Origin of the sequence: Bacillus sp. NH11B, from assembly GCF_001884205.1 — a bacterium.
Classification (GTDB): domain Bacteria; phylum Bacillota; class Bacilli; order Bacillales; family Bacillaceae_G; genus Bacillus_A; species Bacillus_A proteolyticus.
Map to the genome: position 1 here is coordinate 19507 of NZ_MAOG01000117.1, position 12741 is coordinate 32247.

Genomic DNA, 12741 nt, shown 5'->3' on the forward strand with positions numbered 1-12741 from the left:
TTTGTAAGTGTCGAACAAAATGCACAACACCTCCTACCCGCATTATTCGCGGCTATATTTGTATAGGAAAAATAATTTCGTTTATGAACGCACCATTGTGATAACATTCACTTTTCTAGGCAAAATTTACTCCCTTTTCAAGTTATCCCGCATTAACGAGCAGTAAGCCCCCCCCACCTCAAATTCAGCGAAAGCAAAGAAGTTAGGTCGGAGTCGGGCTGCCCGTAAATGCCCGATTGGTGAAGGCTAATAATCAGTGGGGATGAACAAAATCCCCACTGATTAAAGTTTCACTTTATCGTAAAACGATAAACCTATACAATCTGCAAATTTTGATTTTCTGTATTATTTTACTATTGACAAAGAATTTTGTCCATGCTTTATCAGATTTATTTTCTAAGAATAATAGCTTAATAAGCTTCCATTAATAGAAGTCATCCCTCACTATGTAAGCTTTTATCACTAACAATAATCCCATCTTCATCTACATAAACATATTCATTCGGCTTCCATTCAACTTCACCAAATTGCACCGGAATATTTCTTTCTCCTTTTCCTTCTTTTACACTTCTATTTGGCATTGTCCCTAACGCTACAATACCAATATTAATATTTTTTAATTCACTAGAATCACGAACATACCCATTTACAATAATTCCTGCTAAGTTTCTTTCTTCCGCAATAGCTGCCAAATTATCACCGAGTAACGCACAATTTTTAGAAGCTCCGCCATCAACAACTAATACTGTACCTTCCGGCAGTGTTTGTAACCCCTCTTTTACTAGTACATTATCATCCTTCACTTTTACCGTTGCGATTTTCCCATAGAATTGTTCTTTCTTTCCATAAGATTGAAAAGACTGGCGACATATTTGTAATTCCTTTTCAAATTCATCACATAGATCCGTAGTTTTCCACATCTCTTTCCCTCTTTTCTTTTTATATTACATATTCTTGGATTTTTTTCGTTTCCCTGTCTAATGTTGCAATAATTTGTATGTGCGGTGAAAGTCATATACAAATGAAGGAAAATAAAGCTTACCACTTGAAACTATTGCTTTAAGTAAAAAGCTTTATTATAATCTATTCCACTCCTATGAAAACCATTTATTCTAGCATAAACATAAGAAGGGATTGACCATAATGATCAATCCCTTCTGTCAAAGTATAATGTCACTAAAAATCCTTTGAAAATCTTAGTTCCAAATTTCATTTACCCATTCAGGATGATCAATAAAAGGATTGCGATTATGTTGATATTTTGTAAAAATCACTTCATTACGCTTTCGCTCTAAATCATCGACAGGGTCTTGTTCATTCCATTTTAGTAAAATAGATAGTTTCCCCATGTATGGATCTTTGTTGTTATTCACCTTTTCATTTAGTTCTAAGTCTATTTCGCCGTTGTCTCCTTCGTAACGAACAGCCATGTAAAACAGCATTCTAGCGATATCTCCTTTTACACTATCACGAGGTTCCCAAGAATCACTATCATATTTACATTCTGTCGCTTCCGAATGATTCATACCACCATTATCAAAATCCAGATTTCCACGTGAACTATTTACAGATACATCCGTCGCTCTTAAATGATGTAGATCTGTTCCAGGTCCTGCAGCCGTTCCAAAATCACCGTGAGATTTTGCCCAAACATGCTCTCGGTTCCAGTTATCAACTCCTGAACCATTCGTAAATTTCCCTTGCGAACGCCCAGTATATAAGAGCAACACATTATTTTTATTATTTGGATCTTCATCAGTATCTCTTAGCGCTTCCCAAACCGCACTGTATGATATCTTTGTATGATTATCAATAACATTATGAAGTTCCTTCTTTAATTCTAAACCCGTTTTTCCTATAGCGTTATTATAATATGTATCGTCATAGTTTTTTACAGTAATCTCTTGTGCTGAAAACGTATCTACTTGTGGAGATGCAGAAACTACTTCACCATGTATGATATCTGTAAATGATAGAGATGCAGAAACTAAAATAAAAAATGAAGATAGTGTAACCATAGCAAGTTTTGTGTTTCGGAACTTCATATACCCATTTCCCCTTTAAAATATAATTTGAATTGATTAATCCAAAAAGCCTATGTACATAGTTTCTTTTTCATACTGTTCTCCTAAATTTCAGTTTCTTCAATTACATAAACAATTTTAATTTTCACAAAGAATATTCTTCTCTAGTAAAGACTATTAAAATATTCTCTTACAGTAAAAAGTAGTTTAATGATAACTTATAAACTTCAATTTTTTTATGCAATTTTACATAAAAAAGCTCATTTCTTATCTTTTTCAAATAAGAAACAAGCTTTTCTTTTCCAACTACTAATCCTAATATAAGTCTATCTGTCTCGGAAACTTTTGGAGTTACTTGACGTTTATGGTAAAAATAGTACTACTTTTATTTATATACTTATTTATTTGGCACCGAATCTATATACTTTCTAACTACTTCATATACATATTCTTGATTTGCTGCTGCTGTATTTGGGTTGTATTTTCCACCGTTTGTTTTATTGTTAGATAATACTCGAATCCCTAAAAATGGTACGTCATAAGCTTTTGCGATTTGCGCTGCTGCTGCACCTTCCATTTCTTCTACAGATGTACCGTATTTTGTATGGAACCACTTAATTCTATCAACTTCATTATTCCAAACGTCTGCTGAACCAATAGTACCTTCAACCACTTTACCTTTTGTATATTTATCTTTTACTGCATTAGCTGCTGCAAGTAAACCCTTATCTCCCTCGTAGTATCGGATTTTCTCAGCATTTGGATCTTCTCCTGCACTCCCTTCAGAAGCCATCAAGTCCATAGATATCCATTTTTCCGGTTCAATTCCTTGGTTCTCATCCATATTTGTTGTTTTTAGTGAACCTATATTCGCAACTTGTTTTCCTAAAACAATATCAAATACATTTAAATTAGGATCATGTCCACCTGATGTTCCTTGGTTAATAATTGCTATAGGCTTATATTTTTCAATAGCCACTGCTGTAGCAGCTGCTGTATTTTCCATTCCTTTACCTGTTTTCGCTACGATTACAGGATAATTGTCGACAGTTCCTTTATAAAATACGAAAGTTCCAGACTTTTCTTCTTTCACATTTTTTAACCTTTTTGCAAACTTTTCAGCTTCTATCGGCATTGGCCCTTGAATTAAGATTGGTTTTTGATTATTTTTTGCCTCAACTTGTTTTGGACCCGCATTACATCCCGCAAGTATTGAGAATGACAATGCAACAGTAGTTACTAGGGCAGCACATTTTTTCAACGTATTCTTCTTCATAAATAATCTCCTCTTTCTCTTGTTGTTTCCTATACTCGGAGTTTTGGTCCAAAGAAAAAAGTTCTAGAAATTGTAGAAGAATCTCTACTTTCTAGAACTACGGTAGTCAAAGTTAATTAAGCAAAAGATGAGGCCATTGCTTAATTATAGATCGGTAGCGGCTCAATACATCGAACGACCGAATACTTTAACCCGTAGTCCAGTTCTTTCATTGGGAACTAGGTAGAAACGCTCGGACCATATTACCGAGTATATACGAGTGATGTTATTTAAAATTATTATATTGATAATATAACAAACCTTTAGTGTATACGCAATCAAAATATGAACATTTTTAATAAATTTTATAAAAATGTTCGTTTTTAAAAGATTAAATAAGGTTTTTTTTATTTTTTATAGGATTCAGTCGTAAAAAAACTTAAATCTCCTATCTAAACTAGAATTAGTTCACTATCCAAAACAAATATTCACATTTCCAGTAGAAAAATCCCACAACATATCCTATATGTTGTGGGATTCATATTACGTATTTTTTAGAAATGAAGTCTTGATTAAGATTGTTAAATAACTTTATTCCAAATATGTAAGGGCTCTATACCCAATTTATTTCGTTACATTCCCAAATTCCGCTCTCGTCACTTTCGCCAAGTCATCCACTTTCAACTCAACTTGTATACCGATTTTCCCGCCGCTTACAATGATCGTTTCAAGCGATTGAGCACTACCATCGATACATGTAGAAAATAACTTCTTCATTCCTACTGGTGAGCAACCGCCGCGAATATATCCTGATACTTTCGTAATATCTTTTACAGGAATCATTTCAATTTTCTTTTCACTTACTGCTTTTGCGGCAGCTTTTAAATTTAGTTCCTCATCTACCGGGATGATAAAAACATGATAATTTTTACTATTCCCTTGAGCAATTAACGTTTTATATACTTCTCTCACTTCTCGTCCAATTTTCCCAGCAACTGAAACACCATCAATTTTCCCATCGTCCGGATCATATGACATCATCGAATATTCAATTTTTTCTTTATCTAATATTCGCATCGCATTAGTCTTATCTTTTTTCATAGCGCTCTCCTTAAAAGGTTATTTCATATTATTAAGTTTTATTATACACTCTTTTCCATTTCTCCTACATAACTTCACGTATTTTTCAAAACTGAAAATATTGATATTTCAAAAATCATCTGATATAATTTGGAAAAAATTATTGTTAAGGAGAGATTTCTAATGCAAAATTTTAATACTTCTTTCCAACTTCATCATCATACGTAACGCCGTGTATCCGAAGAAAAATTTTTCTTCGTGGGTACAGGGCTTTTCCTGTTGACCCACGAAGCGTTCATAAAGCTATGTGGGTATTTTTATACCTGCATAGCTTTTTTTAATTTAAAAAAGGAGTGATTTGGGTGGAAATGAAAAATGTAAAAGGAACAAAAGACTATTTACCAGAGGAACAAGCGCTGCGAAATAAAATTAAAAGAGCCTGTGAAGATACGTTTGAACGTTATGGCTGTAAACCGTTAGAGACACCAACGTTAAATATGTATGAACTTATGTCATACAAGTACGGCGGTGGTGATGAAATTTTAAAGGAAATATATACACTGCAAGATCAAGGAAAACGCGAGCTTGCTTTACGTTACGATTTAACAATTCCATTCGCAAAAGTCGTGGCGATGAATCCAAATATTCGCCTCCCTTTTAAACGTTATGAAATTGGGAAAGTATTTCGAGATGGTCCGATTAAACAAGGGAGATTTCGTGAGTTCATACAATGCGATGTTGATATAGTTGGTGTAGAATCAGTCATGGCCGAAGTTGAACTCATGAGCATGGCATTTGAACTGTTCCGAACGTTAAACTTAAAAGTAACGATTCAATATAATAACCGAAAATTATTAAATGGGATTCTCCAGTCTATGAACATTCCTGCCGAATTAACGAGTGACGTAATTTTATCATTAGACAAAATTGAAAAGATTGGAATTGATGGTGTAAGGAAAGATTTATTAGCGCGAGGAATTACTACGCAAACAGTAGAGTCAGTATGTAATACCGTTTTATCTTGTATGAAGTTTAAGCTTACTGAATTTGAAGAAGCATTTAATAATCCACTCGTTACCGATGGAATAAACGAATTACAACAATTACAGCAATATTTAATCGCCCTCGGAATAAATGAAAATACGATATTCAATCCGTTTTTAGCAAGAGGACTCACGATGTATACAGGTACCGTGTATGAAATCTTTCTAAAAGACGCTAGCATTACATCCAGCATCGGTAGCGGTGGTCGATACGATAATATTATTGGTGCATTCCGTGGTGATAATATGAACTATCCAACAGTCGGTATTTCATTCGGATTAGATGTTATTTATACCGCGCTTCAAAAACAAGAAACAATAGCATCTACAGCAGATCTTTTTATCATCCCACTCGGGACAGAATTACAATGCTTACAAATCGCCCAACAATTACGTTCTACTACTTCCTTAAAAATCGAACTTGAACTAGCCGGACGTAAATTGAAACGTGCCCTTAATTATGCCAATAAAGAAAATATCCCGTATGTGCTTATCATTGGTGAAGAGGAACTATCTACAGAAACAGCTATGCTGCGAAATATGAAGGAAGGTAGTGAAGTAAAGGTTCCCCTTTCTTCCTTACCTAATTATTTATAATACGAACCATCCTCATTTGGGTGGTTTTTCTTGTGCATAAAAGTGAAACTATAATCAGTGGGGGGCGTCCTCCACTGATTATTAGCCTTCACCAATCGGGCGTTTACGGGCAGCAGGGCTTCCACCTAACTTCTTTGCTCTAGCCGAATTTTGAGGTGGGAGTTTTACTGCCCACAAATAGCGGGATAAAGAACTAATCAGTTAACATAATATAATTATCTGTTTTCCCGAAATGTGAATACAAAAAAATATCCATTCACCACTATATTTGGTAACGTATTCATACGTACATATTATTTAGGAGGAATTAACTTTGAAGACAGTCGTAAAAGCATTGAAGTGGACTACAGGTATATCCCACCTTTTATTAATTCCTTATTATCTACTTCCAGGAATAGTTGACTTATACGGGATACCGCTACTTATAGTAATTACTTTACATATCATTACAATTTTATTGGCTAAAAAGGAAGGCACGAAAACCTATTCTAATTATATAGGTATCCTAACTATTCTAGTTGCCTTCTTTCCTTATATAGCAATCGTTCTGCATATTATAGCAGCGATTTTCCTTTTATTAGATGCGGCTTCCGCGAACACAAAAGAAGTGTATGATTCATAGTAGATTGAAAAACAGAAGTTCGAGAAAAATTTTTCAATCATATACAAAAAAGAGGGCAGATATACATCTCCCTCTTGTGTCAAACTATTCTTGTTCTTGCTCGTCCAAAATCTTCTCAAACGCAGCAGATACTTTTTCAAATACTTCGTCACTCTCAATGTATGAGAATTCACTATCTTCTTCTACTTTTAAAAAGAAGATATCAATGTCTTCCTCAGTTTCTGTTTGAATATCTTCAACAAAGGCAACCGCAATATATTCTGCTCCTTCGACATCCATCGCTCCAAGTACTTCAACTTCTTGTTCTTCATTATTCTCGTCGCTAAGGCTAAAAACTTCGCCTACTTCAATATCTGACATATTCATTCTCCTCCTATCACACTCTAAAAAATAGAACGTTCAAATCGTATACTTACTAACATATCTTTCCATAAAAAAGTTAAATTCATACAGAAAGAACAACAAATTTTCGCTGGTTTAGCATAAGTATCCAATTAATACTATAATCGATAAATATATATTTTCATACTAAAGAGACTTATGCAGCAATTCCAGTACATCTTTCATCGCAAAAGGCCCATCTTTTTTCACATGCTCAGCGAATTCCGAAACGAGACGTAACGTTTTCACACTTTCGATTGGATGCTCCCCTGACGCACTTTCAGCAGAAAGCATAACAGCATTCGTCCCGTCCAGTACAGCTTGAAATACATCCGTCACCTCAGCTCTTGTAGGAATAGAATGATCTACCATAGATTGAAGCATTTGTGTCGCTGTAATGACATATGTATTCGTTCGATTGCACTCACGAATCATCATTTTTTGCAAAAGCGGAATAAATTGATACGGTAATTCCACACCTAAATCTCCCCTTGCGATCATAATGCCATCCGCTTCTTTGCATATGTCTTGAAAATTCTCGATCGCTTCCATCGTTTCTATTTTTGCAATTAAATTAGGAGATGTTTCTTTATGTTCATGTATAAAACTTCGTATTTCCTTTATATGACTAGGTTTTCGAACGAAAGAACACGCAATAAAATCAACATTCTCTTCTAAAAGAAACTGAATATCTTTTTTATCTTTTTCTGTAATAGCTGGTAAACTAACTATTGTACCTGGTAAGTTTACCCCCTTATGAGAGGCAATATTTCCACCTGTTTTTATCCTCGTTTCTATTTTGTCCGCACTTACCTTTTCAACAATTAGTTCAACTTCTCCATCATTAATAAGAATTCTACTTCCAACTTTCACGTCATTCACAATCCCTACATAATCAACACTTGCTTCTTCTTTACTCCCTTGTACTGGATTGGTATGTAAAGTAAATAACTCCCCTGCTTCAAGTGTAATTTGTTCCTCTTTCATTTCACCCAATCTTATTTTAGGACCTTGTACATCCCCTAGAATTTTAATAGAATCATCTAACGATTTTACTAAACGCATGATTGTTTTATGACTTTCATGCGTGCCATGTGATAAATTTAACCGAACAATTTTCATACCATTGTTTATTAACTGCGTTAATGTTTCTTCATTATTACTCGCTGGCCCAATTGTACAAACTCGATCAATTGTCATGTTCCCACCATCCTTTTTCTAATGTTTCCCATAAAATAAAGAGAAGATTCTTTTTATAGGAAAGACTGTGTAACTAAGGATGCAAAGAGGTTTTATATGAAGAAAATATTTTGCTGAAGAAATAGCTTGAATTTAACTTTTTGTGCGCAGTATTTTGACTCAATTATTATTGTTAGTTTCGTGGTAATAGGGTACTACTAATAATAAATTTTGTTTACATACGAACGGTAGATTGAGATATCGAAAACAACCTATGGAGGAACCACAATGACTAATCTTCGTAAAAAGATAATAGGACTAACTTTAGCAGGAACGATAGCTATAGGTACATTAGCAGCAGGAATCATGATGAACGATAACGAGGTAAAAGCTGTGGTGAAAAAAGCAGAAAAGCAACCTAAAAATGTAATTTTCATGGTTATAGATGGGACAAGTTCTTCTGCTACAACATTGGCTCGGTGGTATAAAGGTTCACCTCTTGCACTAGATCAAATTGTATCCGGAGGTGTTCGTACGTATTCCGCAGAATCAGCTATTACGGACTCTGCACCGGCAGCCACAGCTTTAGCGACAGGAAACAAATCAAATTCAGGTTACGTGGGCGTATTACCTTCTGTTGTGAATTCACCTGGCTTAGAACCAGTGAAAGAAGAATGCAAGTTTCGTCCAGTTGCCAACGTCTTAGAAGGCGCAAAACGTTCCGGCCGTGCGACAGGAATCATTGCTACCTCAGAAATTCAGCATGCTACTCCTGCTAGTTTCTCTGCCCACCACGTTAACCGTAAAAATTTCGAAGTGCTTGGTGAACAGCAAGTTTATCAAAATATAGAAGTTGTTTTAGGTGGTGGAAAGGCAGCGCTTCAGCCGACGACAAGCAATGGAATTCGTAAAGACAACGAAGATTTAGTAAAAGTCATTCGAGACAGAGGCTACGACTTTGTCGAAACAAAAGATGCGTTATTAAACTCTAAATCAAATAAAATCTGGGGTTCTTTCTCTAATACTGCCCTTGCGTTCGATATGGATCGTAGAATAACCAATCCTAAGCAGCCAACTCTTTCCCAGATGACAAGCAAAGCCATTCAAACATTATCAAAAGATAAAGATGGTTTCTTCTTATTCGTTGAAGGCAGTAAGGCAGATTGGGCAGCACATGCAAATGACCCAATCGGGATGATTAGCGATGTATTGGCGTTTGATGATGCAGTTACAGAAGCATTAGAATTTGCGAAGAAAGATGGTAACACTATGGTTATTGCTTTAGCGGATCATGGTAATAGCGGTATTTCCATTGGTAACAGTAATACAACAAAAGGATATGATACTACACCAGTATCAGCTTACATTGCCCCACTGAAAAAGGCGAAAATGACACTTGAAGGTGCTACAAATAAACTAAAAGATGATTTATCTAATATAAAAGAAGTAGCTGCACTTTATGGTTTAGACAACCTAACTAATGATGAAAGAGAAAAGTTAAAAACTGCAAATAAGAAAACTGATGTAGGTCCAATTCTTACTAAATTATTGGCCAACCGTGCGAACATCGGTTTTACAACTGGTGGGCATACAGGTGAAGATGTATTCTTATACTCTTACGGTCCTCAAAAGCCATACGGTTTAGTCCAAAATACAGACATTGCGAAAATAATGGCTAAAGCAATGGGCTTTCAATTAGAAGAAATAACTAAGAAATTATTCTTAGATGCTGAAACATCCTTTAAACAAATTGGTGCAAATGTAACGATTGACAAGCAAGATGCACTTAATCCTGTGCTTGTAGTAAAACGCAATAATACGGAGGCCAAATTGTTTGTTAATAAAAACATTATCTATATTGGTGGGAAAGATTATGAATTAGGAGGCATCGTTGTAAAGAGCAACGGGAAATTCTATATACCTGAAAAAGCAATTCAACTATTTTTAAGACACACTCTCTAAAAAAGATTGCCTCTTAAGAGGCAATCTTTTTTTCTTTTTCAAATTTTTATTAAGTATGAAATTTATGTTTTTGTAGCCTCTCTCCATCAAAGAGCTATTTCTGTTTTGGCATTGTTCACTATAAAACATATACAGTTTCATATGGTAACGATCGAAAATAAATTCCATCCTTGTATAATCCACATCACATAATACGATTATAATGAATAATAACTACGTTGCATATGTTGTACTTGTATAGCCTGATAAACAAGCTAGAATTATACTTTGCGCTGGCCCCTGTCCTCCTAAAGGGCGCATTTGCGTTTCATTGTAAAAATAATTGCAAAGCATTCTTTATTCACCTCACCTCTGCATATATTTTTGTCTTCATGTTTCATACTATGAATATTGAATTAAAGTGGACAATTCCTGAGACTTATCATCTTGCAATCCCTAAATTTCTTTCTATTCAATAAGATGAATCAAATGTAAAATAAAAGTTAATTTCAAGACAAATCATTGAGATTTTTGGAATTTTCATATATTGTTTTAATTGGGTTTAAACTCTCGAATGTAAGAGGTGTTATTTATGAAAAAGATATATCTTATTATCGGTATTTTACTAGTTTCGATACTTATAATTTATATTTTGTTCAATACTTCAATCATACAAAGCCCGAATTTATCTCACGCACCTTCTAAAGAAAAGATGAAAAAAGAAAAACAGAGAGAGCCGCAAACTAACACCGTTTCTTACGGCTTAAAGGATGATCAAGGTCAACATATCGACAATGGAAGTGAAATTATTAGTGAGAATAATAAGATCAACGTATCGTTATCATTTGTACATAATATTAATGAAGACCGAAAATATGGATTGATTGTTTTAGAAGATTACGAACAAAAGTCTTTTAAAATAGACTACGCTCCAAATGCGGTATCCCACTATTCTTTCGATATAAAGCCCAACAGTTCGCTCACTACTAAAATCCATTTACAAATTTCTCCTACTGCTAGGGAATTAACCTTTTTAATAATTAAAAAACCTGAATATAAATTAAAAGATAGTAACCTAAATAAAGCCGCTATATTAGAAGAGGTTCTAAGTATGCGATATTCGATTAATACTCATCATAAAGATAATGAGAAAATACAGCTTACTCTTGTACAGCCGAAAACTGTTTTAAAAGATGATCTTTATGAATCATTATTTGTTACTAGAAATGAGGAAAAACTACAAGCGGTGCTCTCTGAGAATGAAGGTAAAGAGCTAACTATATCTAGCGGAAATGAAACGACAGAAGAAATGAGTTATGCAATCGTGGCCTTTAAAGATTGGGAGCAAGTTGAACTATTAAATAACCAAAAAGTTGCTTATACTACGGTCGCTCCTGAAACGAGACAAATTTTTAATTTCACATTACCTATAGTGGAACAAGAAAGTAATTTCCAATTAGTTGCTTTTCCATTTCCTTATAAAGTCAGCAAAAATAATTATATGGGCCAACAAGCATTCGGTTCATTTCGCATCGTAATTAAAAATGAACATTAATAGAGTCAGACTAGCTATGGCCAGCCTCGCATACTACCTCAACAAACTAAGAAGGCCTACTCATACGAGTAGGCTTGTTTGAAACTATGAAAGCTTAGTCAATAACTGATTTAAATCCTTTTTCGTTTTCGTCGTTAATGACTTCATTTTATTAACATCTATCTTTTCTTTTTCCGCTCTTATAATTAATGGATACAAACTTTGTTCAATTGTTTTGTATTCAGTTGGATGTGATGCCTCTATATCTTTTTCAATTACATCCCACTTCTCATTAATTTGTTTTCCAAGTTTATTTACTGTTTCTAATTTAGGATTCGCAGCTAATTGCTTGTCTAAGCTGTCAACTAACGCAACAACTTCTTTTACACTTGTTTTCACAGCAACACTTTTCTTCGGATCTTTCGTTGTGTTCCCACTAGTAGTTTGATCATTCGTTTTTCCTGTCGTTTCTTTTTCTTTTGTTTTCACATTCTCGTTTTGAGTTGATGTTTTACCGTTACTTTCTGTTCCTGATGATTCTTTTGTATTTTTTGCATCCTTATCTGTTTTTTCATTTGAAGAAGTATTTGTTTCTTTTTCATTATCTTTCGTTGTTTTTGACGTTTCGTCTGTACTTGTCGTTTTTGCTTCTCCATCATTTTGTGCAGTTACTTGCTCCTTCTTTTCTGTCTCTTTATCTGCCGAAGGGCTACAAGCTGCCATAGTAAGCATTGTACCAATTGTTATCGATGCGATAGCGACCTTTTTCATTTTCATATAAATCCCCCTATGTTTACGTAATTTATCCTCCCCTTTACGATTCGATTTCCCCTTAAAAAATCCCTTTTTACATGAATTACCATCTTTCCGACAGTAATCTTCATAATAATACGTACAAAAACTGATAAGCCGATTTGAATATTCGAGTTTCTTCTACTTCATTTTTCTGCTCTGTAGTAAAAGAAAAAGAGTATATTGTCACATCAAGAATTACTATCTTCATATGACGATATGCTCTCCTATCAAATTTTTATCTTTCTTGACATTTTATTTATAAAAAAACAAAAATATTTTATAATATTTTT

General features: G+C 34.3%; 12 protein-coding genes, 1 pseudogene and 1 riboswitch. Of the genes and pseudogenes, 4 read left to right on the forward strand and 9 right to left on the reverse strand.

The window, feature by feature from the left end; all coding sequences use genetic code 11:
* Positions 1 to 434: 434 nt before the first annotated feature.
* From rraA to ybaK, 4 genes are all read right to left on the reverse strand, one after another.
* Positions 435 to 920 carry a ribonuclease E activity regulator RraA gene (gene rraA / locus BAU27_RS21400; protein WP_071771854.1) on the reverse strand — a complete coding sequence of 162 codons (486 nt, stop codon included), beginning with the start codon at positions 918 to 920 and terminating at the stop codon, positions 435 to 437.
* A 276-nt stretch (positions 921 to 1196) separates the two neighbouring features.
* Positions 1197 to 2045, reverse strand: coding sequence for an endonuclease I family protein (locus BAU27_RS21405; RefSeq protein ID WP_071771855.1), 849 nt, complete (start codon positions 2043 to 2045; stop codon positions 1197 to 1199).
* Between the two features lie 376 nt (positions 2046 to 2421).
* A complete protein-coding gene (locus BAU27_RS21410; protein WP_071771856.1) occupies positions 2422 to 3300 on the reverse strand; it encodes a 5'-methylthioadenosine/S-adenosylhomocysteine nucleosidase in 879 nt (292 codons plus the stop codon).
* A 175-nt stretch (positions 3301 to 3475) separates the two neighbouring features.
* Positions 3476 to 3579, reverse strand: a riboswitch (purine riboswitch).
* 324 nt (positions 3580 to 3903) lie between these two features.
* Complete coding sequence (gene ybaK / locus BAU27_RS21415) at positions 3904 to 4380, reverse strand: Cys-tRNA(Pro) deacylase (protein WP_071771857.1); 477 nt, start codon at positions 4378 to 4380, stop codon at positions 3904 to 3906.
* A 341-nt stretch (positions 4381 to 4721) separates the two neighbouring features.
* Between ybaK and BAU27_RS21420 the strand changes: the two genes are divergently transcribed.
* Together BAU27_RS21420 and BAU27_RS21425 are read left to right on the forward strand one after the other, a co-directional pair.
* On the forward strand, positions 4722 to 5999 hold the full coding sequence (locus BAU27_RS21420; RefSeq protein ID WP_071771858.1) for a histidine--tRNA ligase: 1278 nt from the start codon (positions 4722 to 4724) through the stop codon (positions 5997 to 5999).
* Between the two features lie 313 nt (positions 6000 to 6312).
* Positions 6313 to 6621 (forward strand): hypothetical protein, encoded by a 309-nt coding sequence (locus tag BAU27_RS21425; protein WP_071771859.1) that lies wholly within the window; start codon positions 6313 to 6315, stop codon positions 6619 to 6621.
* An 84-nt stretch (positions 6622 to 6705) separates the two neighbouring features.
* Here BAU27_RS21425 and BAU27_RS21430 read toward each other — a convergent pair whose 3' ends face one another.
* Together BAU27_RS21430 and BAU27_RS21435 are read right to left on the reverse strand one after the other, a co-directional pair.
* Positions 6706 to 6981 (reverse strand): DUF1292 domain-containing protein, encoded by a 276-nt coding sequence (locus BAU27_RS21430; RefSeq protein ID WP_071744143.1) that lies wholly within the window; start codon positions 6979 to 6981, stop codon positions 6706 to 6708.
* Positions 6982 to 7149: 168 nt separating this feature from the next.
* A complete protein-coding gene (locus BAU27_RS21435; protein WP_071771860.1) occupies positions 7150 to 8202 on the reverse strand; it encodes a pyruvate kinase in 1053 nt (350 codons plus the stop codon).
* Between the two features lie 267 nt (positions 8203 to 8469).
* Here BAU27_RS21435 and BAU27_RS21440 point away from each other — a divergent pair, with 267 nt between their 5' ends.
* Positions 8470 to 10143, forward strand: coding sequence for an alkaline phosphatase (locus tag BAU27_RS21440; protein ID WP_071771861.1), 1674 nt, complete (start codon positions 8470 to 8472; stop codon positions 10141 to 10143).
* Between the two features lie 118 nt (positions 10144 to 10261).
* Here BAU27_RS21440 and BAU27_RS33410 read toward each other — a convergent pair.
* A pseudogene (locus tag BAU27_RS33410) lies at positions 10262 to 10476 on the reverse strand (DUF3947 family protein).
* Between the two features lie 238 nt (positions 10477 to 10714).
* Between BAU27_RS33410 and BAU27_RS21450 the strand changes: the two are divergent.
* Positions 10715 to 11677: a hypothetical protein gene (locus BAU27_RS21450; protein WP_071771862.1), complete on the forward strand. Its 963-nt coding sequence runs from the start codon at positions 10715 to 10717 to the stop codon at positions 11675 to 11677.
* A gap of 84 nt (positions 11678 to 11761) precedes the next feature.
* On the opposite strand, the gene BAU27_RS21455 is transcribed toward BAU27_RS21450, so the two are convergent.
* A complete protein-coding gene (locus BAU27_RS21455) occupies positions 11762 to 12433 on the reverse strand; it encodes a hypothetical protein (RefSeq protein WP_071744139.1) in 672 nt (223 codons plus the stop codon).
* Between the two features lie 103 nt (positions 12434 to 12536).
* On the reverse strand, positions 12537 to 12659 hold the full coding sequence (locus BAU27_RS33245; RefSeq protein ID WP_083596109.1) for a hypothetical protein: 123 nt from the start codon (positions 12657 to 12659) through the stop codon (positions 12537 to 12539).
* Positions 12660 to 12741: the final 82 nt, after the last annotated feature.